Raw genomic sequence first — 22,536 nt, 5'->3', positions numbered from 1 at the left:
GGCCCATGACCAGTACACGGAGCTGAAGACCATCTGGATCAACGCTTCGTGACCTGAGCAAGACCGGTGCTGTTCTGACGGAGTTCGGCACCTGGCCGCCCTGTGTTGTCAGTGCCGGCCTCTTCGCGGGTAAACCCGCTCCCACAGGGAATGCACAGTCTGTGGGAGCGGGTTTACCCGCGAAAGGGCCGGTCCTGCTGCCGCAGTGGCGGCTTTTTTATTACTTGAACTTGGGCCCCGAACGGGTATTCAGCCCCTTGGCCATGCGGTCATACAGCACCACATTCACCGTCGCTGCCAGGTTCATGCAGCCCTCGGTCGGAATGTAGATGGTCTCTTCGCACCACGCCCGCACATCGGCACTGAGGCTGCCGTCTTCCGGCCCGAAGATGTAGATGGCCCGGTCCGGGTGGGTGTATTCCGGCAATGGCCGCGCGCCTTCCACCAATTCCACAGCCACCGGCGTGCAGCCCAGCGGGATGATGCGCTGCAGGTCGTCGATGCCGATCAGCGGGATGTCGTAGTGCACGCGCTTGGTGTCGGTGACGAAGTCACGGGCACGCTCGTAGCGTTTGCCGGTGTAGAACACCGAATTGACGCCGTAGCAACCCGCGGCGCGCATCACCGAGCCGACGTTTTCTGCCGACTTGGGGTTGAACAGGCCGATGCAGCTGTATCGTTTGTTTGCCACGTACCGGGGCCCTTCGCGAAAAAAAGCGCGATTATACGGGCTGCCCGGTAGCAGCGGGGGGCGAATCGATGGTCAGTCTTTCTTCAGCATGCCCGCCAGCCCGGCGAACGGGTTGTGGGTGGCCTTGGCGATGCTCGGGGTGCTGGTGGAGCCTTCGCTGAAGTACTGCTGGTCGGTGTAGCGCGAGTGCTCGTTGTCGTGGCAGTACAGGCACAGCAGTTCCCAGTTGGAGCCGTCCTGCGGGTTGTTGTCGTGGTTGTGGTCGCGGTGGTGCACGGTCAGCTCGCTCAGGCGCTTGCCGGAGAACTCGCGGGCGCAGCGGCCGCAGACGTGCGGGTACATTTTCAGGGCCTTGTCGCGGTAACCCATTTCCTTGTCGCGCTTGGCATCGGCCAGGATGCGGTCCAGGCGCGCGGTGGCGGCGGCGGAAGAGGTGGAGCTCATGGTGTTTCCTTTGTTCTGATCAGGCAAATGACGGTTATGCATTGAGTCTAGCGCGCTTGCGGGGCAGGCGGACAGGCGAAAGCTTTGATTTAGGCGTAGCCTGTAGGAAGGTTCCCGACAGGAGGTTGCTGATGTTTCGCACGATCCTCGTTGTGCTGTTGTTCGCCGGCCTGCCCATGGCCGAAGCTGCCAGCACCCCACCCCGGTTGAGCACGCCGGTGCCCGGTGCACCGGGTACGCCGACGCCTACGCCATATCCGCAGATTACCCCGAGTACGCCGCCCAAGGCCTATGACAGCCAGCCGGGGGCGCCCTTGTTGCCGCCGATGCCGGTGCCCGGGCCGCCGAAGGACCAGCCATTGCCGGGGTTGCGCCAGGATCCGCCGAAGCAGCCGGTGCAGGATGATTGACTGAGTGGGCCGTGTTAGCGGTGGGATTTTGGGGCTGCTTTGCAGCCCATTGCGACACAAGGCCGCTCCCACAGGAGATTGCGTTACCCCTGTAGGAGCGGCCTTGTGTCGCGAAAGGGGCGCAAAGCGCCCCCAGCTTACTCAAACGATACCTAGCTCGCCGAACACGAACGCGTACTCAAGGGCCACATCCTTGAGCCCCTGATACCGCCCGCTCATCCCGCCATGCCCAGCCCCCATCTCGGTCTTGAGCAGCAGCAGGTTGTCGTCGGTCTTTCGCGTGCGCAGCCGCGCCACCCACTTGGCCGCTTCCCAGTACTGTACGCGGCTGTCGTTGTAGCCCGCCACCACCAGCATCGCCGGGTAGGCCTGTTCCTTCACGTTCTCGTACGGTGCATAGGCCTTGATCCGCTCATACACCTCCGGCTCCTCAGGGTTACCCCATTCGTCGTACTCGGTCACGGTCAGCGGCAGCTCGGGGTCGAGCATGGTGTTGAGCACGTCGACGAACGGCACTTCGGCAATCGCACAGCGGAACAGCTCGGGGCGCAGGTTGAGCACCGCGCCCATCAGCAGGCCACCGGCGCTGCCGCCACTGATGGCCAGGCGGTCGGCAGCCGTGACACCCTCGGCGATCAGGTGCTCGGCACAGGCGATGAAGTCGCTGAAGGTGTTGTGCTTGTGCTCCTGCTTGCCCGCGCGGTACCAGGCTTCGCCCAGTTCACCGCCGCCACGCACATGGGCGATGGCAAAGGCCACGCCGCGCTCCAGCAGGCTCAGGCGCGCGTGCGAGAACCACGGGTCGAGGCTTTCGCCATAGGCGCCGTAGCCATACAGGTACAGCGGCACGGTCTGGCCCAGGTCCTGGCGGCGGCGCACCAGGCTGATCGGTACCCGGGTGCCGTCCGCTGCGGTAGCCCACAGGCGCTCGCTGACATAGTCGTCGGCATCGAACGGCCCCAGCACCGGGGTTTGCTTGAGCACCGCCTGGGCACCGCTGGCCAGCTCCAGCTGGCGTACCTGGGCCGGGCGGTTGAGTGCTTCGTAGCGCAGGCGCAGGCGTGGGCTGGCGAACTCCAGGCTGTCCTGCACGTACAGGCTGTAGGCCGCGTCGGGCAGTTCGACGCGGTAGGCCGCCAGGCCCTGCGGGCGTACCTCGATGATCGGTAGGCCGCCTTCGCGCAGGCTCAGGGTCAGCGCGCCGGCATTCAGGCTGAGGCCTTCGAGCATGATCGCGTCGCGGTGCGCTACCAGCACCTGCCATTGCTCACGGCTGGGCACCGGTGCGACCGGGGCGTGGTACAGGGCGAAGTTGATGCCGTCCTGGTTGGTGCGGATGAACCAGCGCCACTGGCCGTCGAGCTGGCCGTGGTCGGGGAAGTACTCGTGGCCTTCGACCCGTGGCGCCAGGCAGGTGAACGGTGCCTGCGGGGTTTCCGCGTCCAGCACCCAGGCTTCGCTGGTGGTCTTGCTGTTGAGCAGCAGCACCAGCTGGCGTTCGGAGCTGGTGCGGTAGCAGTGCAGGAAGAAGCGCCCGTCGGGCTCCTCGAACACGGTCTGCGCGCCTTCGTTGCCCAGGGTGTGGCGACGCAGGCGCCACGGGCGGTGGGTGTCGTCCAGTTCGGCGAAGAACAGCGTCTGGCTGTCGTTGGCCCAGGTCAGGCTGCCGTCGCAGTCGTCGAAGGGCAGGGTAGTGACGCTGCCACTGGCCAGGTCCTTCACGTACAGGGTGAAGATTTCGTCGCCGCTGGTGTCCAGGCTGTAGGCCAGCAGGCGGTGGTCGGGGCTGACGTTGAACGCGCCGAGGGACAGGAAACCGCCATTGGCCAGGGCGTTGGGGTCGAGCAGCAGTTGTTCCTGGCTTTCATCGACCGTGTTGGAGTCGTCGGCCGGGCGCGGGCAGCGGTAGTGGCGCGGGTACTCGTCGCCCGCGGTGGTACGGGTGTAGTACAGGTAGGGGCCCCAGGGCGCCGGCAGCGACAGGTCGGTTTCCAGGATGCGGCCCTTGATCTCTTCGAACAGTTGTTCACGCAGCGGCGCCTGGTCGGCCAGGCAGGCTTCCTGGTAGGCGTTCTCGGCCTGCAGGTAGGCAAGCACCTCGGGGTTGTCACGCTGTTGCAGCCAGGCGTACGGGTCGCTGGCCTGGGCCTGGTGGGCAATCGGGGGTTGGGGCTTGGTTGGCATTGAGGATCTCTTGATTGGGGTTGCCTGTGCCGGCCTCTTCGCGGGCTTGCCCGCTCCCACAGGCACTGCACAGTTTCAAGATCTGTGGTGAACCTGTGGGAGCGGGCAAGCCCGCGAAGAGGCCGGCACAGGCAAACGCTGTCTGCGCCCGGAAAAGTGTTTATCATAGGCATCTCTTTGCCTGGCTTGCACGAACACCATGACCGAGAACGACTACACCCTCGCCTGGGGCCTTTACGCTGTTGCCGCCCTGGGCTGCCTGATGGTGGGCTTCAAGCTCACCGGCTGGATGTGGCGCTGGCTGCGCGAACCGCTGCGGGTGGTGCTGGCGGTGCTGCTGCTGACCCCGACCATCGTCGACCCGGTCAAGGACAGTTTCGCCCCGGCCATTGCCATCACCGCCCTGGATGTCGCCTTCAAGGTCGGCAACAACGCCTGGCGCGCGGTGTCCGACTTCGCCATGTACGGCATGGGCGCGTTTTCCCTGTATTTCCTTTTCGTACTGCTGCGCTTGCCGCTGGAAAAGCGCGCCCGCGAGCGCCGCGCGCAGGCCGAGGCCGCTGCCCAGCGCCAGGCTGCCGAAGATGACCAGCTTGGCGCCCAGGGCCCGCTGGCCGCGGAGCGCCGCGACCGTTACCGTGATGCGCCACCCCCTGCCGCCCCAGCCGTCTCCCGAGGCGGCGGCCGGGTCGAGCCCCGTCTGTAAGCGGAGACACGCCTATGTGCGAACTGCTGGGCATGAGTGCCAACGTCCCCACCGACATCGTCTTCAGCTTCACCGGCCTGATGCAGCGCGGCGGCCGTACCGGCCCGCACCGTGACGGCTGGGGCATCGGCTTCTACGAAGGCCGTGGCCTGCGCCTGTTCCAGGACCCGGCCGCGAGCAGCGAGTCGGAAGTGGCCAACCTGGTGCAGCGTTACCCGATCAAGAGCGAAGTGGTCATCGGTCATATCCGCCAGGCCAACGTGGGCAAGGTGTGCCTTTCCAACACTCACCCGTTCGTGCGAGAGATGTGGGGCCGCAACTGGTGCTTCGCGCACAATGGCCAGCTGGGCGACTTCAAGGGCCAGGCCAGTTTCTACCGGCCGGTGGGCGACACCGACAGCGAGGCGGCCTTCTGCGACCTGCTCAACCGCATCCGCAGCGCCTTCCCCGAACCCGTGCCGGTGGAACAGCTGCTGCCGGTGCTGGTCGAAGCCTGTGCTGGCTACCGCGGCCAGGGCGTGTTCAATTGCATGCTCAGCGACGGCGACTGGCTGTTCTGCTTCTGTTCGACCAAGCTGGTGCACATTACCCGCCGGGCACCTTTTGGTGCGGCGCGGTTGAAGGATGTCGACCTGATCGTCGATTTTCACACCGAAACGACCCCTAATGACGTGGTCACGGTGATCGCCACCGAGGCCTTGACCGAGAACGAGACCTGGCAGCGCTACGAGCCGGGTCAGTGGGCCCTGTGGCGGCACGGCGAGTGCGTGGCGCACGGCCAGAGCTAAGGACGCGGCATGTTCAGAAGTTACCTGCGGTTGCTGCTGTTTACCTTCGGCCTGCTGGCCGGTATCCAGGTCCCGGGGCTGGTGAAGGACTACAGCCAGCGGGTCGAGGCGCACCTGTTCGAATCACGCGAGGCGCTCGACGGCTTCCGGCAGACCGCCGAACGTTTCTTCAGTGGTGACCTGCAGGCGCTGCTGCGGCATTACCGCAGCAGCGACGACCCGGTGTTCAACAGTGATGCCAACAGCATCGAAAGCCTGATGATCCGCAACGAACTGCTGGAAAACGAATGGCAGGCGCTGCAAGCGCCATGGGCGCAGCGTACCTGGCACGTGCTGGTACAGGCCGACCCGCAGTTGCGCGAGGAAACTCTCAATGGTTACAGCTACCAGATCCTGCTGGTGCCCGAGGCGGTTGGCTGGGGGCTTGGTGCAGGGTTTGTGCTGGCCTTCGTGGTCGAGAGCCTGTTGCTGGCGATTGGCTGGGTGATCCTGGGCGGGCGGCGTGGGGCGGTGAAAGAGAGCTGGCGCTGATTTTTGCTGTGCCTGTGCCGGCCCTTTCGCGGGCTTGCCCGCTCCCACAGGATCATCACGGGCCTTGAGAGCCGTGCAGTACCTGTGGGAGCGGGCAAGCCCGCGAAGAGGCCCGCACAGACAAAGCCAATCAGTCAGACCAACACTATACGCTGCCCACCCACATCCCGCGCATACCGCTCCAGCACCTGCCGGCAAACCCCGACCACTTCATCCACCAACGCCACCCCGGTCTGCCAGGCCACCACCAGCTCCAGGCTCGGCGGCGGTTGCAGGCCCTGCAGCAATACCAGCTCACCGCGGCTCAACTCGGCATCCACCAGCGCCGGCGGCAACGCACCAATGCCAAACCCGTCGCGCAACAGCCGGGTAATCGCCGCCACCGAGTTCACGCAGTTAAGCCGCGGCGTTTCGGCCCCGGCACTCAGCAGCAGGCTCAGCACTTCCTGGTGCGGCCGCGAGTTCTTCGAGAAGGTGATGATCCGCTCACGCCCAAGCTCGGCCAGTGAGGCGTAGTCGCGGTGCTGGTGCGAGCCGGCGGCCACCACCCAACCCATCGGGTAGCGCGCCAGGTCCAGGCTGCGGATCGACTGCTCGCGCAGCAGGTCGGTCTGCAGGATCACGTCGAGAAAGCCCTTCTGCAATTGCTCGCGAAGGTTCAGCGCAGTGTCGGCCACCAGTTCGATTTCCACCTGCGGGTAACGCTCGGTCAGCTCCGCCACCAGCGCGCTCATCCAGGTGTGGATCACCGTGTCCATCACCCCGATACGGATGCGCCCGACCTTGGCCCGGTCGCTGTCCAGCGACTGCTTCATGGCCTTGGCGGTTTCCAGCATGCGCTCGGCATATTCCAGCACCTTGCCGCCTTCCGGGGTCAGGCTGACGCCACGTGAGTCGCGCAACAGCAGCTTGACGCCCAGGTCGGCCTCCAGCGCGGCGATGCGGCTGGAAACCGAGGCCTGGGTAGTGAACAGCTTTTCCGCGGTCAGGCGGAAGCTCTTGAGCCGGGCGACCCAGACGAAGGTTTCGAGGAAGCGAAGGTTCATGATCAGTTTTTCTTGTTCCAGACCGGCGGTTTTTCTCGTTGGACGCAAATGGCGCGGCGTCTGAACAATGGCAGCCAGGCCGCGACTCATTGTCGCCCATAAAACAATACCAACAAGCCGAGGCAAGCATGAACCCCACCGGCGTGCAGCAGCAGGTCAGTTCCCCATCTTCGTCCGGGCCTTTCGCCTGGTATCGCGACATCGACTCACAGCAGCGCCGGACGTTCTGGAGCTGCAAGATCGGCTACGGCCTGGATGGCATGGACACACAGATGCTCAGCTTCGTCATCCCGACGCTGATCATGCTGTGGGGCATCACCACCACCGAAGCCGGGTTGATCCACACCAGCACCTTGATCGCCTCGGCCGTGGGTGGCTGGGTGGCCGGCATTCTCTCCGACCGCATTGGCCGCGTGCGCACCCTGCAACTGACGGTGGTGTGGTTTGCCTTCTTCACCTTCCTCTGCGGCTTCGCCCAGAACTACGAACAGCTGCTGATCGCCCGTACCCTGATGGGCTTCGGCTTTGGCGGTGAGTGGACCGCCGGCGCGGTGCTGATCGGCGAGGTGATCCGCGCCCAGGACCGTGGCAAGGCGGTGGGCATGGTGCAGTCCGGCTGGGCGCTTGGCTGGGGCCTCACCGCCATCCTGTACGCGCTGCTGTTCTCCTGGCTGCCGGCAGAGCAGGCCTGGCGCGCGCTGTTCCTGCTGGGCCTGGTACCGGCGATCTTCGTGATCTTCGTCCGCCGCCTGGTCAAGGACCCCGAGGTATACCGCGAGGCCAAGGCGGTGGAAAACGCCGAGGCACCTGCGCAGTTCTACGAAATCTTCGCCCCGGGCATGCTCTGGACCACCGTGCGTGCGTCCCTGCTGACCACCGGCGCACTGGGCGGCTACTACGCCATTACCTCGTGGCTGCCGACCTTCCTCAAGAACGAGCGCGGCCTGAGCGTGCTGGGTACCGGTGGCTACCTGGCCATGGTGATCGTCGGCTCCTACGTCGGCTATGTGGTCAGTGCGTACCTGTCCGACCTGCTGGGGCGCAAGAAGAACTTCATCCTGTTCGCCGTGGGCTCGTTCGTCATCGTGCTGCTGTACACGCAAATGCAGGTCAGCGACGGCGTGATGCTGTGGCTGGGCTTCCCGCTGGGCTTCTTCGCCTCGGGCATCTTCAGCGGCATGGGCGCGTTCCTCACCGAACTGTTCCCCACGCGTATCCGCGGTTCGGGGCAGGGCTTCTGCTACAACATCGGCAAGGTCATCGCGGCACTGTTCCCGCTGCTGATCGGCGTGCTCGGCCAGAAGGTAGCGCTGGGCCTGGGTATCGGCGTGTTCTCCGCCGTGTCCTACGGGGTGGTGATCGTGGCGGCGCTGAGCCTGCCGGAAACCCGCGGCAAACAGCTGCAGGCGCGTTAAGGTAGGCATATGAACAACGACAACGGAGGCCGTGCGGTGGAACGCCTGCTACTCAATTGCGACATGGGCGAGAGTTTCGGCAGCTGGCGCATGGGCCTGGATGCCGAAGTCATGCCGTACATCGATTGCGCCAACATCGCCTGCGGCTACCACGCCGGCGACCCCAGCATCATGCGCCGCACCGTGGCCCTGGCGCTGGAGCACGGCGTGACTATCGGCGCACACCCGGCCTACCCGGACCTGGTCGGCTTCGGCCGCCGTTCCATGGCCTGCAGCCCGGAGGAAATCCGCGACCTGCTGCATTACCAGATCGGTGCGCTGGACGGCATCTGCAAAGTGTTGGGCGGCCGCGTGGCGTACGTGAAACCCCATGGTGCGCTGTACAACGACATGATGGCCGACCCGCTCAAGCTGCGTACCGTACTGGAGGCTGTGGCGGCCTATGGCGGCGGCCTGCCGCTGATGCTGATGGCTACCGCCGACAACCGCGCCGCCCAGGCCCTGGGCGATGAAATTGGCGTGCCGCTGTGGTTCGAAGCATTCGCCGACCGCGCCTACACCGCCAGCGGGCGCCTGGTGTCGCGGCGCCTGCCCGGTGCGGTGCACCACGACCCGGCGCTGGTGGTGGAGCAGGCCGTGCGCCTAGCCCGTGGCGACACGCTGGTGGCGGACGATGGCAGTGCATTGACGCTTGCAGCGAGCACCCTGTGCGTGCACGGCGACAACGACAGTTCGGTGGCGGCGGTGCGGCAGATTCGCCAGGCCCTCGATGCCCTGGAGTCGCGATGAAGCCGCGTATTGAAGTTGTGGCCATCGACAGCCTGATGGTGCGCCTGTTCGACTCCATCGACGAGGGCAACATGCCGTGGATGCTTGCCGCCAGCCAGCGCTTGCACGCGGCGTTCGGCGAGCACTTGCTGGACCTGGTGCCGTCCTACACCACGCTGATGGTGCAGTTCGACCTGCCACCGGGTGAGGCGAGGGCACTGATCATCCGTGCGCTGGAGGGCTTGCAGCCAGACACAGGCAGCGGTGGCCGCCGCCATGAGATCCCGGTGTGGTACGACGCCAGCGTCGGCCCGGAACTGCCGGTGTTGGCGGCCCGCAGTGGCTTGAGTGAAGCAGAGGTGATCCGTTTGCACAGCGAGCGCGAGTACCCGGTGTTCGCCCTGGGTTTCGCCCCCGGTTTCGGCTTCATGGGCCTGGTTGACGAACGCCTGGCCAGCCCGCGCCTGAGCACCCCGCGCAAGCGCGTGGCGGCCGGCAGCGTCGGCATTGCCGAGCGCCAGACGGCGGCCTATCCAGCGGTATCGCCGGGTGGCTGGAACCTGATCGGGCGTACCCCGGTGCGCCTGTTCGACCGTGAACGCGAGGGCTACAGCCTGTTGCAACCCGGTGACCGGGTGCGCTTCGTGCCGGTTTCGCGCAGCGAGTTCGTGGCGTTGGGCGGTGATGTGGAGGCACAAGCATGAAGCAGTTGAAGATCGAGGCCAGTACGCCGCTGTGCCAGTTGCAGGATGCCGGGCGCTTTGGCGTACGCCACCTGGGCGTGACCCAGGGCGGGGCGCTGGACTGGGTGGCGATGCACTGGGCCAACTGGCTGCTGGGCAACCCGTTGGCGGCGCCGGTGGTCGAGGTGGCGCTAGGTGGTTTCTGTGTGGTCGCAGAGCAGGATTGTGTGCTGGCCCTGGCCGGTGCCGACCTGGATGCGCGGGTCGATGATCAGCCGCTGGCGCCCTGGCGCAGCTTTGCATTGGCCAAGGGGCAGCGGTTGACCCTGAAGCAGCCGAAGCAGGGCGTGCGGGCGTACCTGGCAGCACCTGGCGGGTTCCTGGGCGAGGATGTGCTGGGCAGTCGTGCCACGGTCGTGCGGGAAGAACTGGGCGGTATCGATGGCCAGGGCTCTGCGCTTGGCAAAGGCCAGCTGCTGGCATTTTCCAGCGCTTCAGCGACCTTGCGTGAGGTACCGGCAGCGCTGCGGCCACAGTACGCACAAAAGCCAGTGCTTGACCTGGTGATCGGCGCACAGATCGGTGACTTCAGCGGTACCAGCCTGTTCGAGGCGTTCAACCGCGAGTGGACGCTGGACAGCCGTGCCGACCGCATGGGCATCCGCCTGCTGGGGCCGCAGCTGGTCTACCAGGGCGCGCCGATGATTTCCGAGGGGATTCCGCTGGGGGCGGTGCAGGTGCCGCCGGATGGGCAGCCGATCGTGTTGCTCAATGACCGGCAGACCATTGGCGGCTATCCGCGGCTGGGGGCATTGACGCCGTTGGCGCTGGCGCAACTGGCGCAGTGCATGCCGGGCGCGGTGGTGCGGTTCCGGGCGGTGGTGCAGGATGAGGCGTGGCGGGAGCAGCAGGCTTACCTGGACCGTTGGTTGTAAGGTCGCTGGCCCTTTCGCGGGCTCACAGGTATCGCGCAAGCCTTGAGGCCTGTGGGGGACCTGTGGGAGCGGGCGAGCCCGCGAAGAGGCCGGTACCGGCAAAATCACTTGGACAGGTAACGCATCCCTTCCTCCAACCCCTGCAAGGTCAGCGGGTACATCTTGTCTTCGATCAAGTCCCGCACCAGGTGGGTCGATGCGGTGTAGTCCCAGGCCTGCTTCGGGTACGGGTTGATCCAGATGATCTTCCTGAATTTCTCCATGAAACGCTGCATCCACACATACCCGGCCTCTTCGTTCCAGTGCTCCACGCTGCCACCCGGCTGGGTAATCTCGTAGGGCGCCATGGCCGCGTCGCCGACGAACACAACCTTGTAGTCATCGCCGTACTTGTGCAGCAGGTCGAAGGTGGAATAGCGCTCCGAGGTGCGGCGCAGGTTGTTCTTCCACACCGACTCGTACACGAAGTTGTGGAAGTAGTAGTACTCCAGGTGCTTGAACTCGGTCTTGCACGCCGAGAACAGTTCTTCGCAGACCTTGACGTGGGCGTCCATCGAGCCACCGATGTCGAACAGCAACAGCAGCTTCACCGTGTTGCGCCGCTCGGGGCGCATCTGGATGTTCAGCAGCCCGGCATCCCGCGCGGTGTGGTCGATGGTGCCGTCGATGTCCAGCTCTTCAGCGGCGCCTTCACGGGCGAACTTGCGCAGCCGGCGCAAGGCCAGCTTGATGTTGCGCGTGCCCAGCTCCACCTGGTCGTCCAGGTTCTTGTATTCGCGCTGGTCCCACACCTTCACCGCCTTGCCCTGGCGCTTGCCGGCCTCGCCCACGCGGATGCCCTCGGGGTTGAAGCCGCCCGAGCCGAACGGGCTGGTGCCGCCGGTGCCGATCCACTTGTTGCCGCCGGCGTGACGCTCCTTCTGCTCCTCGAGGCGCTTCTTGAACTCCTCGATCAGCTTGTCCAGGCCACCCAGCGACTGGATCTGCGCGCGCTCCTCATCGGTCAGCGAACGCTCGAACTCCTTGCGCAGCCAGTCTTCGGGAATCAACGCCTCGATATGCCGGTCGAGGTTTTCCAGGCCCTTGAAGTAGGCAGCGAAGGCGCGGTCGAACTTGTCGAAGTGGCGCTCGTCCTTCACCAGGATGGCGCGGGCGAGGTAGTAGAACTCGTCCATGTCGGCGAACACCACGCGCTTTTGCAGGGCCTGATGCAGGTCGAGCAGTTCGCGTACCGACACCGGAACCTTGGCCGCGCGCATTTCATTGAACAGGTTGAGCAGCATGGCCCGGCTCCTGTCAGCGGTTGCCGCGCCGGCTCATGAAGGCCAGGCGCTCGAGCAGTTGTACGTCCTGCTCGTTCTTCACCAGCGCGCCGGCCAGCGGTGGAATGGCCTTGGTCGGGTCGCGTTCGCGCAGCACCGCTTCACCGATGTTGTCGGCCATCAGCAGCTTGAGCCAATCGACCAGTTCGGAGGTGGACGGCTTTTTCTTCAGGCCTGGTACCTTGCGCACGTCGAAGAACACGTCCAGCGCCTCGCTGACCAGCGACTGGCTGATGTTCGGGTAGTGCACGTCGACGATCTGCTGCAGGGTAATGCGGTCGGGGAAGGCGATGTAGTGGAAGAAGCAGCGGCGCAGGAAGGCGTCCGGCAGCTCTTTTTCGTTGTTGGAAGTGATGATGATGATCGGGCGCTGTCTGGCCTTGATGGTCTCGTCGATTTCGTAGACGTAGAACTCCATCTTGTCGAGCTCTTGCAGCAGGTCGTTGGGGAACTCGATGTCGGCCTTGTCGATTTCGTCGATCAGCAGGATGACCCGTTCCTCGGCCTCGAAGGCCTCCCACAGCTTGCCCTTCTTCAGGTAGTTGCGCACATCGTGGACCTTGTCCACGCCCAGCTGCGAGTCACGCAGGCGGCTGACCGCGTCGTACTCGTAGAGGCCCTGGTGGGCCTTGGTGGTGGACTTGATGTGCCAGGTGATCAGGCGCGCGCCGAACGAAGCAGCCAGCTGCTCGGCGAGCATGGTCTTGCCGGTGCCGGGTTCGCCCTTGACCAGCAAGGGGCGTTCGAGGGTGATGGCCGCGTTTACCGCCAGTTTCAGGTCGTCTGTGGCGACGTAGTCGCGGGTGCCTTCGAACTTCATGGGTCTGTCCTCTGAGGGTAGTCTGTACTGGCCCTATCGCCGGCAAGCCGGCTCCCACAGGTACAGCACAGGTCTTGAGAACTGTGGGGATCCTGTGGGAGCTGGCTTGCCGGCGATAGGGCCGGAACAGGCAGTACATATTTTCGATTTGTCACCGACTATAACGCGGGGTTCGCCGACTGGAAACGCAGACCAGGTATTCAGTCCCTGAATGCCCCGTCACTCGATCCTAGTCGGAATCCGGCGAGTCACGCTCATATCGCGCATTGAACGCCTGAATGAACCCGTTGCGCAGGATCTGCAGAAACGCCTCGAAGGCGCTGATATCCTGCTTGTGCACGCTACCGCTGAGCTCTACCCGGGTCGCGAACTGGTTCTTCGGCTGGTTCTTCAATACCGTCTCGGTCGCGCCCACCAGCGCTTCCCAGACTGAGCGGAAGAAGCCTTTGTCCTTTTCCTGCACATCCTGCTGCCAGTCGAACACATCCACATCCCGCAACAGTGGCTTGATGTACCCATTCAAGCGGCCGTTGGTCGCCTCGGCCTCTATCACCACATCGCCGTGCCCGGCATTGAAGTCGAACTTGCCGTATGCGCTGGCGAAGTCGTTGAGCTTGCGCAACTCGATACCCGTGGCGCGCAGGCGGAACTCGAAGTCGTCGAAATCGCTGAACGGGTCGAAGGTGGCGCGACTTTCCACCTTGGCATCGCCTACGATCAGCGCCGTGCCATCAAAGCTGGCATCACGTCGGCCCTTTTCGTCACGGATGTTGGTGAGGTTGCGAATACTGGCATCGAGCTGAGTGGCCTTCAGGTTGACGGGTGGCTTGGAGTTGAAGTTGCGGAAAGTCAGCACGCCTTTGTCGATGCGAACCTCGTTAAGGGTGATCGGCAGCAGTTTTTCCAGTTGCTGGCGCCAGTCGGTGCCCTGACCGGTCTGCGAGTTCTGTTTGTTGCCGCCATCGACGAAGTTGAGCTCCGGCCGGTCGAACACCACTTCGGCAACCACTGCGCGGTCGTACCACAGGGCGTGCCAGCTCACCGACAGGTCGATCAGCGGCGCGTCGAGAAACGGCACCGGCACCTTGCCGGTGGTCTTGACGATCTTCAGCCCATTGATCTGGTACGCGCCGCGCCACCAGGCCAGGTCCACATCGGCCACCTGGCCACGGTAGTCGCCCATGTCGGCCAGTTTGTCGTTGAGGTAGTCGCGCACCAGGTAGGGCAGGGCCAGGTGCAGCGCCACCAACAGCACGATCAGGCTGGCCAGGCCGATCAGCGGCCAGCGATAACGGGCTCTCATCGAAGTGTCTCCAACGCAGGATATGCGGTTGACCGCAACGAGTCCGCGTGAGTTCGAACAGGCTTTACGGGCCACCGGCCCGGGCTTACCCTTGAGGTCTTTCCCTGCTTTTTTTCATGCCAAGGACCCCTGCCATGAGCCGCATCTTTGCAGACAACGCCCACTCCATCGGTAACACGCCGTTGGTGCAGATCAACCGCATTGCCCCGCGCGGCGTGACCATCCTGGCCAAGATCGAAGGGCGTAACCCGGGCTATTCGGTCAAATGCCGCATCGGCGCGAACATGGTCTGGGACGCCGAAAGCAGCGGCAAGCTCAAGCCGGGCATGACCATCGTCGAACCCACCTCGGGCAACACCGGCATCGGCCTGGCCTTCGTTGCCGCCGCCCGTGGCTACAAGCTGATGCTGACCATGCCCGCCTCCATGAGCCTGGAGCGCCGCAAGGTGCTGAAGGCGCTGGGGGCCGAGCTGGTGCTGACCGACCCGGCCAAGGGCATGAAGGGCGCCATCGAGAAGGCCAACGAAATCGTCGCCTCCGACCCGGCCCAGTACTTCCTGCCGGGCCAGTTCGAAAACCCGGCCAACCCGGCGATCCACGAAAAAACCACCGGCCCGGAAATCTGGAACGACACTGACGGCGCGGTCGACGTGCTGGTGGCGGGCGTCGGCACCGGCGGCACCATCACCGGTGTTTCGCGCTACATCAAGCATACGCAGGGCAAGGCGATCCTGTCGGTGGCGGTGGAACCAGTGGCATCGCCGCTGATCAGCCAGACCCTGGCCGGCGAAGAGCTCAAGCCCAGCCCGCACAAGATCCAGGGCATCGGCGCAGGCTTTGTGCCGAAAAACCTCGACCTGTCGATCGTCGACCAGGTGGAAACGGTGACCGACGAAGAGTCCAAGGCCATGGCCATCCGCCTGATGCAGGAAGAGGGCATCCTCTGTGGCATTTCCTGTGGTGCGGCGATGGCAGCGGCCGTGCGCCTGGCCGAAAAGCCGGAAATGCAGGGCAAGACCATCGTCGTGATTCTGCCGGACTCCGGCGAGCGCTACCTGTCGAGCATGCTGTTCAGCGACATGTTCAGCGAGCAGGAAAACCAGCAGTAATGGCCTTGCCGCTGATCCCGCGCAACGTTCGGCGGCTTGGTTTATTGCAAAATCTTCATGATTGAGTTGCTGCCCGGGCTGTTTTTACCCTGGCGGCATCAGTTTATGATGGCAGGATGATTTATCGGAGTGCAGGGCGCGTAGCCCTGTTTCTTCCTCAAGGAGTGAAAGCATGACCTTTTCCTTTGCAGCCAAGGCGGGTGTCTTGCTGGTGTTTTTTGGCAGCGTGCTGTTCGTGCACCTGCGCGGCAAGGCTCGCTTGCCGGTGTTGCGCCAGTTTGTCAACCATTCGGCGCTGTTCGCCCCTTATAACAGCCTGATGTACCTGTTTTCCGGCGTACCGTCCAAGCCCTACCTGGACCGCCAGCGCTTTCCCGAGCTGGACGTGCTGAAGGACAACTGGCAGGAAATCCGCGAAGAGGCCATGCGCCTGTTCGACGAGGGTTACATCCGCGCCGCCGAGAAGGATAACGACGCAGGCTTCGGTTCGTTCTTCAAGAAAGGCTGGAAGCGCTTTTACCTGAAGTGGTACGACAAACCGTTGCCTTCTGCCGAAACCCTGTGCCCGCGTACCGTCGAGCTGGTCAGCAGCATCCCCAACGTCAAGGGCGCGATGTTCGCCCTGCTGCCCGGCGGCAGCCACCTGAACCCGCACCGCGACCCGTTCGCCGGTTCCCTGCGCTACCACCTGGGCCTGTCCACCCCCAACTCCGATGCTTGCCGCATCTACGTCGATGGCGAGGAATATGCCTGGCGTGACGGCGAGGACGTGATGTTCGATGAAACCTACGTGCACTGGGTCAAGAACGAGACCGACGTTACCCGGGTGATCCTGTTCTGCGACATCGAACGCCCGCTGAGCAGCCCACTGATGACCCGCATCAACCGCCAGGTCAGCGCCTTCCTCGGCCGTGCCACCGCGCCGCAGAACACCGACGACGAGCGTGTGGGCGGGATCAACCAGGCCTACGCCTGGAGCAAGCGCTTCAGCAACCGGATCAGTAGCCAGGTCAAGCAGTTCAAGCGCGCCAACCCCAAGGCCTACCGCGTGCTGCGGCCGGTGCTGGCGGCGGTGGTGGTGTACCTGTTGTATCACTGGTTGTTCTGATTTCTGCCTGTTGGGGCTGCCTTGCAGCCCATCGCGACACAAGGCCGCTCCTACAGGTGATTGCGTACTCCTGTAGGAGCGGCCTTGTGTCGCGATAGGGGCGCAAAGCGCCCCCGGCGTCCTCTCAGAAAACCACTCAGGCAAGACCTTCCAGCAAACCGTCCGCTCGCACGATATCGACTATCACCTGTTCATCTACCGCGTACACCCCCCGCGATGCTTTCCACACCAGATTCTTGTCCTGCAAGGCGATAAGCGCTTGCTGCACCCCCGGTACCTCGGCCTTCACTTCGCTCGCATCCACGCCAGCCTGTTCCATCGCTTTGGCGTACAGTGCCAGGGTCGGGGCCTCGAACGGCGCGTAGTCGTTCCCCTTTGCACACATGACACGTAGAACCGCAGCCTGGATAGGCGTGAGGCTGTGGATCACCTTTTTCAGGTTTGCGTTCAAGTCATTGGCTTGTGCCTGGACAAGCTCTCTGAACCGTGCCGGAATGGCCTCGGGTTCAATGCCGAAGTCGAAGCGGATTTCATCCGCGGCCGCACCCAATAGCTCCGGGCGATAGCCGCTTTCCTTGAAGAGCTGAAACACCTCCGTTGAATCGAGTGCGCATGGCAGGTCGATATTGGCGCACAGCCAGTCGATGAAGTCTTGGTCCAGGGTCGGGAACTGCACCATGGAGGCGCCGAAGAACGCCTGGTCCTTGCTGTTGCGCAGCATGGCCAGCTTGTCCCGGTTGGAACCGGTGCAGACGATTCGCAAGCCATGGTGCTTCGAACTGTTGAGTTCGTCTCTGGCTGCCTTGAGGGCGAACAGCGCCGCTATTCCTTGCTCGGTCGTGATTGCATGCTGTGCTTCGTCGATGATCAGTACGATGATCTTGCGGGATTCATCGGAGAGCGCCACCAGGGCGGTGGTCAGGTCGACATCTTGCCCCAGCCCGATCTTGTCCACGCTGAAGTTCAGGCCGCCGACAGAGACCTTCTCCATGCCAGATGACTTTGCCAGCCGCGTGATGAAGCCTTCGTTACGCCCGACCGCCTCACGCACCGCTTCTACGATGACTTGCCCGGGATCCTTGGTCAGGTCTTTCCACAGATCGGCATACAGAACGATGGCCCCGGCTGTTTCGAGGGCAGGGCGCAGGTCTTCGCGGGCAAAGGTGGATTTGCCGGTACGTCGTGGCGCAGCGAGAAACACACCAGAGCTTGCTGCACTGCCCACGGCGACTTGCAGGATCAATTTCGACAGGCGGGACGCAAGCGCCGGACGGTGATAGACAGTTTCAGGCATCTCGGCCCCTCCGTTTCAATTTATAGTCGATTATAGATTGATTATAGAGGCATTATAGATCTGACAGGGGCGGTGTTTATAGGGAATTATAGACAGACTATAGAGCGATTATAGATCGTGGTTGATGAGGGGGCGTGCAGCCCCCCCTTTGCTGCCTCAAGCCGGCTCCAACGCCTCCACCACTTTCCCCCGGCTAAGGTGCACCACCTTGTCCGCCGTATCGAAATACCGGTCATCATGCGAAATCACGATGATGGTCTTGCCCAAACGCTTCAGGTCCGGCAGCAGCTCGGTGTAGAACACGCGGCGGAAGGTCGGGTCCTGGTCCGCCGCCCATTCGTCGAACACCAGCACCGGCCGCCCGTCCAGCCAGGCATTGACCAGTGCCAGGCGCTTGCGCTGGCCGGTCGACAGGTCGGTGGTGGTAAAGGCACCATCGCGCACGCTCACCTTGTGGGCGATCTCCAGCCGCTCCAGGTAGCGCGTGGCATCGCTGGGCAGGCTGTGTTCATGCTCGGGCAGGTCGTCGAACAGGTAGTAGTCGGCGAATACCGTGGTGAACAGCTGGCGATAATCATCCAGCCCCTCCGGGCCGACGGACTTGCCGTTCAGGCGCACTTCGCCGCGTTGCGGGGTGTACAGGCCCAGCAGCAGCTTGATCAGCGAAGTCTTGCCGCAGCCGTTCTCGCCGACGATGAACAGGATCTCGCCCGGTTCGATGCTCAGGTTCACCGGCCCGACGCGGAACGGCTCGTTGCCGTCCACCGGCGGGTAGGCGTACTCGACGTCGTGCAGTTCCAGATGCGCGCTGGCCGGGGCGGTGCGCTTGACCGGCGGCTCCAGCAGCAGGTGCGGCTCGGGCGAGGAGAAACGCTCGGACAGGTCGGCAATGCGGCGGAACGCCACCTGGGCGCGGCCGAGGATCGGCAGGTTGCCGATCAAGGTTTCCAGCGGGCCTTTCATGTACAGCAGCACCAGCACGAAGCCGCTCATCACCGCCGGGTCGTTGCTCGGCCATAGCGATTGCAGGGCCAGGGTCAGGCCGATGACCACGAAGAACAGCATCGACCCCAGGCTCTTGGCCGCGACGAAGATGTTGATGGCGCGGATATGGGTGTTGGCGATGAAGTCGGCGGTGCCCTGGATGTTGCGGGTCAGCATGGCATGGCGGCGGCGGCGGTCGATGCGCAGCTCCTTGGCGCCCTCGGCGATGGCCGAGTAGTGCTTCTGCAGGTTGTCTTCGGCATCGCGGGCGGCGTTGAAGCCGGCCACGCCTTTCTGCCTGGCCACGTATTGAATGCCACTGCCAATGCCGATGGCCGCCAGGGTGATGAGGAAGATCGGCCACGACAGCCAGGCCAGGTAGGCCATGCAGCCTGTCACGGTGGTGAGCGAGATGGCCAGCGGGGCGAAGGCGAAGGCAAAGTCGCTGATGGTGTCGACGTCGCGCGTCAGCACCGGGATCAGGCGGTGGGTGCGGTAGCGCTCGATCTGCTCGATCGGCGCCGACAGCACCTTGGCGCCGAGGTCCTTGCGCAGCCTGGCGATGACTTTCTGCCCAACGTAGTTGGTGCCGCTGTCGGCCGCCACGCTGCTGACCAGGGCCAGCACGCACAGGCCGGCGAAGGCCAGGATCACGCCCTGGCTCATGCCGCCAGCGGCATGCAGGCCCTGGTTGACGGTGGCCAGCAGGGCGGTCACGGCCAGGCCGCCGAGCATGCCCAGCAGCACCGAGACGATTACCGCCGGGCGGTAGGATTTCAGTAGGCCCAGCAATTCGCGGATGGCCCCGGGGGAGGAGGTTTTCATGAAGCATGATCTCGCTGGTGAGGTGGGGCGGGTCAGCTGCCGAGGGTCAGGGAGCCTTTCATCAAGGTGCTGTGGAACGGGAACGAGCAGTAGAAGCTGTACGCGGTACCTGCCTTCAGCGACCGGACGTCGAGGCTGATGCTGTCTGTTTCACCGCCGCCGATCAGGCGGGTGTGGGCGATCACCCGGGTGTCGCCGGGCTTCACGTAGTCCAGTGCCTCGCCGGCTTTCTGGCCGTCGTCGAGCACGCTTTGCATGTCGGCCTGGGTACTCAGCACCCAGTTGTGGCCCATCACGTTCTTCGGCATGTCGCCAGGGTTGGTGAGCGTGACGGTGAACACGGCGCAGGCCTTGGGCACGGTGATGGCGGCCTTGTCGAAGGTCATCTGGTCGGTGCCATGGATTTCCACGGCGCATGGCTCTGCCGACCACGCGGCAGGGGCCACGGCGAGCAGGGCGAGGAGCAGAAGCTGGCGAGTCATGTACGGTTCCTGGGCGATAGAAGGGTGCACATCGTTCAGACGAACCGGCGCGCACCGGCTTTACCTGTGTGTGCGGCCCAGGTGAATTTCCCCATCGCCCGCTCGTTCATTCAGTCAGGCGCCGACATGGCGCACATCCCGATTTCGCCGCCTATGCGGCCCTGGCCTGAGGTGACCGGACATGAGTGAACTGCTGAGCTTTGCGATCGAACCCCTGGACGCCGCACGCGGCAACCTGCCGCTGCTGGTGCGCGCGCCAGAGCCGGGTATCGACCTGCTGGAAGCCTTTGCCGAGTTGCAGCCGCTGGTGGACCGGCACCTGCTGCAGGCTGGCGGCATCCTGTTTCGCGGCTTCGAGGTGGGTGGTGCCGAAGCTTTCCGCCAGTTCGCCGCTTCCTTCGGTCACCCGCTGCTCAACTACGAGTTTGGCTCCACCCCGCGCAGCAACGTGACCAAGGGCGTGTACACCTCCACCGAGTACCCGGCGCACCAGAGCATCCCCCTGCACAACGAGCAGGCCTACACCCTGGAATGGCCGATGAAGATCTGGTTCTACAGCGTGATCCCCGCCGCGACCGGTGGCGAGACGCCGATTGCCGACAGCCGCGAGGTGTACCGGCGCATGCCGGCGCGCATTCGTGAGCGGCTGGTGGAGAAGGGGCTGATGTACGTGCGCAACTACGGCAACGGCCTTGATGTGGAATGGTCGCAGGTGTTCAACGCTGAAGACCCGCGCCAGGTCGAGGCCTATTGCCGGGCGCATGCCATCGAGTGCATCTGGAAGGATGACGGCGAATTGCGCACCCGCCAGCGCTGCCAGGTGGTGGCACGCCACCCGGTGACCGGGGAGGATGTGTGGTTCAACCAGGCGCACCTGTTCCATGTTTCGAACCTGCAGCCAGAAGTGCGCGAGTCGTTGATGGACATCGTCGAGGAAGAGGACCTGCCGCGTAACGTGTACTACGGCGACGGTACGACCATCGAGGATTCGCTGCTCGATGAAGTGCGCGGGGTGCTGGACGAATGCACCATCAGCTTTCCGTGGCAGGCAAACGATGTACTGATGCTGGATAACATGCTTGCAGCGCATGCGCGGTCGCCGTTTACCGGCAAGCGCAAGGTGGTGGTGGCGATGGCGCAGGGGCATTCCGAGTTGTTGCGCTGACAGTTCTCAAGGTACTGCACGGCCCCTGTGGGAGCGGCCTTGCGTCGCGATGCGCCGCGCGGGCGGCGCTCGATCTCACAGGCGCTGAAGCTGTCATGGCGAACACCTGTCAGCCCAGATGCCTTCCCAACCCATGCCCCTGCAACCTACAAGAATTCCAGACTCTTCCTACGCCTCGGGACTGGCAACTCTACCCCCTGCGAAATACCCTACAACCTCTGTCGACACGCGTCTGATTGTTCCTGCAAATCCCGCACTCTAGGCTTTGCCCGTCGCTGACGGTTCAGCGATCGGGTGTGGAAACCTGCAGCAAGCATTTCAGGTTATGTCGTTCATGGCGGCTGTACCCGGGAGGCCTCGTGCCTACCGAGTTTTCCTTGAATGCACTCGGGTTTCCACCCCGTGTACAGCCGCCACCCTTCCTGTGGAAACGGAAGAGGCGGTCACCGAGCATTCAGGAAAAACAATGACCGACGAAACTAAAACCACCCCCGGCGTTACCTACTTCTACCAAGGCGAAGGCCAAACCCATCCGCTGTTCCGTATCGCTGAGGGCATCCCCTGCCGCAGCGCCCGCGAGCAAGCCTCGGAGTTGATGGGCTATGCACGCGACTTGTCACTGACCGGTTTGATGGATGGCGATCAGCAGATGCTCTGGGCTTCGCATTACTTCGCAGCCATGGCCAAGGCGCTGCTGGATGATGCCGAGTTGGGTTTGCTGCGCTGATCCTTGTATTGGCTGGGCTGGCCCTTTCGCGGCTAAAGCCGCTCTTACAGGGATTGTGCATGCCTCAGGTTATGCAGAATGCCTCAGGCTGTGCACAACTCCTGTGGGAGCGGGCGTGCCCGCGAACACCGGCGCAGCCGGTACTATACAATCAGTGGCAAACCGATCTTTACGTCATTTAGTGGTTGGCATAATGAGAAATTAGTGCAAGTAGAGCGGCGGAGGGCGACCAGCTGATAATTATCCATAGCCCGTTTGCCCAAGTAATTTGAGCGTTCCGCAGACCTGTTGGGTCACCTTCATAAGCGTTGGCTGCTTGCTGAATTTGCACCAGCGCTACCAAGGTTAAAGTCACAGACGTGACCAGAAGCGCGAGCGGCAGCATGAACATGTTATAGAGCGATTGGCTTTCCTCCGGCTGGTCGGGTGCCCAGAATTGCCAGCTGACGAAGAGCAGGTAAGGTACCCAATATCTCAATGTCACTCCAAGCGCTGTACCTTCGACGGTCAGATCCAATTCTTTGCTATAGGTGATTGCTCTTTTCATTAGGGGGTAAATCAAGAAAGAGCCAAACACGCCGCAGAGCAACGGGATTAGAGTGAACCCGCTTTGTCCGCGGATAAGTCTCCAATGGCAATAGCTCCAATAGGGTATATAAAGGCCCCAGGTTAAGCAGGTCATGGTGATCAGTTTTGAGATCGTGTCCCGGGAAGTGGTGTAACTCATCATGGCTTTGGCCATTGAGCTTGCCGTTTAGTTGATCACGGCCGACAGCTTGGCCTGTGGATTATCGCT

At 63.4% G+C, this 22,536-nt stretch carries 23 protein-coding genes; 12 read left to right on the top strand and 11 right to left on the bottom strand.

Going from position 1 to position 22,536, the window contains the following annotated elements; all coding sequences use genetic code 11:
- Nucleotides 1-220: 220 nt before the first annotated feature.
- Together CAG34_RS26520 and CAG34_RS26515 are read right to left on the bottom strand one after the other, a co-directional pair.
- Nucleotides 221-691, bottom strand: a complete 471-nt coding sequence (locus CAG34_RS26520) for an RNA methyltransferase (RefSeq protein ID WP_025340213.1) — start codon at nucleotides 689-691, stop codon at nucleotides 221-223.
- Nucleotides 692-763: 72 nt separating this feature from the next.
- The gene (locus tag CAG34_RS26515; protein ID WP_003259546.1) at nucleotides 764-1,135 is read right to left on the bottom strand and encodes a YajD family HNH nuclease; all 372 of its coding nucleotides are present in this window, start codon (nucleotides 1,133-1,135) and stop codon (nucleotides 764-766) included.
- A 131-nt stretch (nucleotides 1,136-1,266) separates the two neighbouring features.
- Between CAG34_RS26515 and CAG34_RS26510 the strand changes: the two genes are divergently transcribed.
- Nucleotides 1,267-1,545, top strand: a complete 279-nt coding sequence (locus CAG34_RS26510) for a hypothetical protein (protein ID WP_085593348.1) — start codon at nucleotides 1,267-1,269, stop codon at nucleotides 1,543-1,545.
- 141 nt (nucleotides 1,546-1,686) lie between these two features.
- Here the strand turns inward: CAG34_RS26510 and CAG34_RS26505 are convergent, their stop codons facing one another.
- Nucleotides 1,687-3,729: a S9 family peptidase gene (locus CAG34_RS26505; protein ID WP_085593346.1), complete on the bottom strand. Its 2,043-nt coding sequence runs from the start codon at nucleotides 3,727-3,729 to the stop codon at nucleotides 1,687-1,689.
- Nucleotides 3,730-3,928: 199 nt separating this feature from the next.
- On the opposite strand from CAG34_RS26505, the gene CAG34_RS26495 reads away from it, so the two are divergent.
- Genes CAG34_RS26495 through CAG34_RS26485 form a run of 3 tightly spaced genes read left to right on the top strand, consistent with a single transcriptional unit; the run spans nucleotide 3,929 to nucleotide 5,754 of the window.
- Entirely contained in the window at nucleotides 3,929-4,435 is a 507-nt protein-coding gene (locus tag CAG34_RS26495) for a hypothetical protein (protein ID WP_025340210.1), read from the top strand.
- Between the two features lie 14 nt (nucleotides 4,436-4,449).
- The gene (locus CAG34_RS26490; protein WP_013973756.1) at nucleotides 4,450-5,223 is read left to right on the top strand and encodes a class II glutamine amidotransferase; all 774 of its coding nucleotides are present in this window, start codon (nucleotides 4,450-4,452) and stop codon (nucleotides 5,221-5,223) included.
- Between the two features lie 9 nt (nucleotides 5,224-5,232).
- Nucleotides 5,233-5,754 (top strand): DUF2937 family protein, encoded by a 522-nt coding sequence (locus tag CAG34_RS26485; protein WP_015271344.1) that lies wholly within the window; start codon nucleotides 5,233-5,235, stop codon nucleotides 5,752-5,754.
- Nucleotides 5,755-5,888: 134 nt separating this feature from the next.
- Here CAG34_RS26485 and CAG34_RS26480 read toward each other — a convergent pair whose 3' ends face one another.
- Nucleotides 5,889-6,800, bottom strand: a complete 912-nt coding sequence (locus CAG34_RS26480; RefSeq protein WP_015271343.1) for a LysR family transcriptional regulator — start codon at nucleotides 6,798-6,800, stop codon at nucleotides 5,889-5,891.
- A gap of 128 nt (nucleotides 6,801-6,928) precedes the next feature.
- Here CAG34_RS26480 and CAG34_RS26475 point away from each other — a divergent pair, with 128 nt between their 5' ends.
- Genes CAG34_RS26475 through CAG34_RS26460 form a run of 4 tightly spaced genes read left to right on the top strand, consistent with a single transcriptional unit; the run spans nucleotide 6,929 to nucleotide 10,601 of the window.
- Entirely contained in the window at nucleotides 6,929-8,215 is a 1,287-nt protein-coding gene (locus CAG34_RS26475; RefSeq protein ID WP_085593341.1) for an MFS transporter, read from the top strand.
- Nucleotides 8,216-8,224: 9 nt separating this feature from the next.
- Nucleotides 8,225-9,004, top strand: coding sequence for a 5-oxoprolinase subunit PxpA (locus CAG34_RS26470; protein ID WP_085593339.1), 780 nt, complete (start codon nucleotides 8,225-8,227; stop codon nucleotides 9,002-9,004).
- On the top strand, nucleotides 9,001-9,687 hold the full coding sequence (gene pxpB, locus CAG34_RS26465; RefSeq protein WP_085593337.1) for a 5-oxoprolinase subunit PxpB: 687 nt from the start codon (nucleotides 9,001-9,003) through the stop codon (nucleotides 9,685-9,687). The genes CAG34_RS26470 and pxpB overlap by 4 nt, the downstream gene beginning before the upstream one ends.
- Nucleotides 9,684-10,601 (top strand): biotin-dependent carboxyltransferase family protein, encoded by a 918-nt coding sequence (locus tag CAG34_RS26460; RefSeq protein ID WP_085593335.1) that lies wholly within the window; start codon nucleotides 9,684-9,686, stop codon nucleotides 10,599-10,601. The genes pxpB and CAG34_RS26460 overlap by 4 nt, the downstream gene beginning before the upstream one ends.
- A gap of 104 nt (nucleotides 10,602-10,705) precedes the next feature.
- Here CAG34_RS26460 and CAG34_RS26455 read toward each other — a convergent pair whose 3' ends face one another.
- From CAG34_RS26455 to CAG34_RS26445, 3 genes are all read right to left on the bottom strand, one after another.
- Nucleotides 10,706-11,884, bottom strand: coding sequence for a VWA domain-containing protein (locus CAG34_RS26455; protein ID WP_013973749.1), 1,179 nt, complete (start codon nucleotides 11,882-11,884; stop codon nucleotides 10,706-10,708).
- Between the two features lie 13 nt (nucleotides 11,885-11,897).
- Complete coding sequence (locus CAG34_RS26450; protein WP_085593333.1) at nucleotides 11,898-12,743, bottom strand: MoxR family ATPase; 846 nt, start codon at nucleotides 12,741-12,743, stop codon at nucleotides 11,898-11,900.
- A gap of 229 nt (nucleotides 12,744-12,972) precedes the next feature.
- A complete protein-coding gene (locus CAG34_RS26445) occupies nucleotides 12,973-14,046 on the bottom strand; it encodes a DUF748 domain-containing protein (protein ID WP_085593331.1) in 1,074 nt (357 codons plus the stop codon).
- Between the two features lie 134 nt (nucleotides 14,047-14,180).
- Here CAG34_RS26445 and cysK point away from each other — a divergent pair, with 134 nt between their 5' ends.
- Together cysK and CAG34_RS26435 are read left to right on the top strand one after the other, a co-directional pair.
- Nucleotides 14,181-15,155 (top strand): cysteine synthase A, encoded by a 975-nt coding sequence (cysK, locus tag CAG34_RS26440; RefSeq protein ID WP_013973746.1) that lies wholly within the window; start codon nucleotides 14,181-14,183, stop codon nucleotides 15,153-15,155.
- 172 nt (nucleotides 15,156-15,327) lie between these two features.
- Entirely contained in the window at nucleotides 15,328-16,263 is a 936-nt protein-coding gene (locus CAG34_RS26435; RefSeq protein ID WP_015271337.1) for an aspartyl/asparaginyl beta-hydroxylase domain-containing protein, read from the top strand.
- 136 nt (nucleotides 16,264-16,399) lie between these two features.
- Here CAG34_RS26435 and CAG34_RS26430 read toward each other — a convergent pair whose 3' ends face one another.
- From CAG34_RS26430 to azu, 3 genes are all read right to left on the bottom strand, one after another.
- Nucleotides 16,400-17,557, bottom strand: a complete 1,158-nt coding sequence (locus tag CAG34_RS26430; protein WP_085593329.1) for an ATPase — start codon at nucleotides 17,555-17,557, stop codon at nucleotides 16,400-16,402.
- Nucleotides 17,558-17,713: 156 nt separating this feature from the next.
- Entirely contained in the window at nucleotides 17,714-19,366 is a 1,653-nt protein-coding gene (locus tag CAG34_RS26425) for a cyclic peptide export ABC transporter (protein WP_085593327.1), read from the bottom strand.
- Nucleotides 19,367-19,398: 32 nt separating this feature from the next.
- Entirely contained in the window at nucleotides 19,399-19,848 is a 450-nt protein-coding gene (azu, locus tag CAG34_RS26420; protein ID WP_085593325.1) for an azurin, read from the bottom strand.
- A 181-nt stretch (nucleotides 19,849-20,029) separates the two neighbouring features.
- On the opposite strand from azu, the gene CAG34_RS26415 reads away from it, so the two are divergent.
- Together CAG34_RS26415 and CAG34_RS26410 are read left to right on the top strand one after the other, a co-directional pair.
- Nucleotides 20,030-21,013, top strand: a complete 984-nt coding sequence (locus CAG34_RS26415) for a TauD/TfdA family dioxygenase (protein ID WP_085593323.1) — start codon at nucleotides 20,030-20,032, stop codon at nucleotides 21,011-21,013.
- A gap of 466 nt (nucleotides 21,014-21,479) precedes the next feature.
- Nucleotides 21,480-21,740 carry a DUF3077 domain-containing protein gene (locus tag CAG34_RS26410; RefSeq protein ID WP_015271332.1) on the top strand — a complete coding sequence of 87 codons (261 nt, stop codon included), beginning with the start codon at nucleotides 21,480-21,482 and terminating at the stop codon, nucleotides 21,738-21,740.
- Between the two features lie 178 nt (nucleotides 21,741-21,918).
- Here CAG34_RS26410 and CAG34_RS26405 read toward each other — a convergent pair whose 3' ends face one another.
- Nucleotides 21,919-22,482 (bottom strand): hypothetical protein, encoded by a 564-nt coding sequence (locus CAG34_RS26405; RefSeq protein WP_085593320.1) that lies wholly within the window; start codon nucleotides 22,480-22,482, stop codon nucleotides 21,919-21,921.
- Between the last annotated feature and the right edge of the window lie 54 nt (nucleotides 22,483-22,536).

Source organism: Pseudomonas sp. B14(2017) (genome assembly GCF_002113255.1).
Lineage (GTDB): Bacteria > Pseudomonadota > Gammaproteobacteria > Pseudomonadales > Pseudomonadaceae > Aquipseudomonas > Aquipseudomonas putida_Z.
The sequence above is the reverse complement of the archived record's forward strand: the minus strand, read 5'-3'. Positions and strand labels throughout refer to the sequence as shown.

Coding starts and splice junctions, on each gene's coding strand:
- CAG34_RS26475 (WP_085593341.1), top strand. CDS start 6,929: ATGAACCCCACCGGCGTGCAGCAGCAGGTCAGTTCCCCATCTTCGTCC.
- CAG34_RS26410 (WP_015271332.1), top strand. CDS start 21,480: ATGACCGACGAAACTAAAACCACCCCCGGCGTTACCTACTTCTACCAA.
- CAG34_RS26450 (WP_085593333.1), bottom strand. CDS start 12,743: ATGAAGTTCGAAGGCACCCGCGACTACGTCGCCACAGACGACCTGAAA.
- CAG34_RS26435 (WP_015271337.1), top strand. CDS start 15,328: ATGACCTTTTCCTTTGCAGCCAAGGCGGGTGTCTTGCTGGTGTTTTTT.
- CAG34_RS26425 (WP_085593327.1), bottom strand. CDS start 19,366: ATGAAAACCTCCTCCCCCGGGGCCATCCGCGAATTGCTGGGCCTACTG.
- CAG34_RS26505 (WP_085593346.1), bottom strand. CDS start 3,729: ATGCCAACCAAGCCCCAACCCCCGATTGCCCACCAGGCCCAGGCCAGC.
- cysK (WP_013973746.1), top strand. CDS start 14,181: ATGAGCCGCATCTTTGCAGACAACGCCCACTCCATCGGTAACACGCCG.
- CAG34_RS26430 (WP_085593329.1), bottom strand. CDS start 17,557: ATGCCTGAAACTGTCTATCACCGTCCGGCGCTTGCGTCCCGCCTGTCG.
- CAG34_RS26445 (WP_085593331.1), bottom strand. CDS start 14,046: ATGAGAGCCCGTTATCGCTGGCCGCTGATCGGCCTGGCCAGCCTGATC.
- CAG34_RS26515 (WP_003259546.1), bottom strand. CDS start 1,135: ATGAGCTCCACCTCTTCCGCCGCCGCCACCGCGCGCCTGGACCGCATC.
- pxpB (WP_085593337.1), top strand. CDS start 9,001: ATGAAGCCGCGTATTGAAGTTGTGGCCATCGACAGCCTGATGGTGCGC.
- CAG34_RS26490 (WP_013973756.1), top strand. CDS start 4,450: ATGTGCGAACTGCTGGGCATGAGTGCCAACGTCCCCACCGACATCGTC.
- CAG34_RS26485 (WP_015271344.1), top strand. CDS start 5,233: ATGTTCAGAAGTTACCTGCGGTTGCTGCTGTTTACCTTCGGCCTGCTG.
- CAG34_RS26480 (WP_015271343.1), bottom strand. CDS start 6,800: ATGAACCTTCGCTTCCTCGAAACCTTCGTCTGGGTCGCCCGGCTCAAG.
- CAG34_RS26405 (WP_085593320.1), bottom strand. CDS start 22,482: ATGGCCAAAGCCATGATGAGTTACACCACTTCCCGGGACACGATCTCA.
- CAG34_RS26470 (WP_085593339.1), top strand. CDS start 8,225: ATGAACAACGACAACGGAGGCCGTGCGGTGGAACGCCTGCTACTCAAT.
- CAG34_RS26460 (WP_085593335.1), top strand. CDS start 9,684: ATGAAGCAGTTGAAGATCGAGGCCAGTACGCCGCTGTGCCAGTTGCAG.
- CAG34_RS26510 (WP_085593348.1), top strand. CDS start 1,267: ATGTTTCGCACGATCCTCGTTGTGCTGTTGTTCGCCGGCCTGCCCATG.
- CAG34_RS26495 (WP_025340210.1), top strand. CDS start 3,929: ATGACCGAGAACGACTACACCCTCGCCTGGGGCCTTTACGCTGTTGCC.
- CAG34_RS26415 (WP_085593323.1), top strand. CDS start 20,030: ATGAGTGAACTGCTGAGCTTTGCGATCGAACCCCTGGACGCCGCACGC.
- azu (WP_085593325.1), bottom strand. CDS start 19,848: ATGACTCGCCAGCTTCTGCTCCTCGCCCTGCTCGCCGTGGCCCCTGCC.
- CAG34_RS26455 (WP_013973749.1), bottom strand. CDS start 11,884: ATGCTGCTCAACCTGTTCAATGAAATGCGCGCGGCCAAGGTTCCGGTG.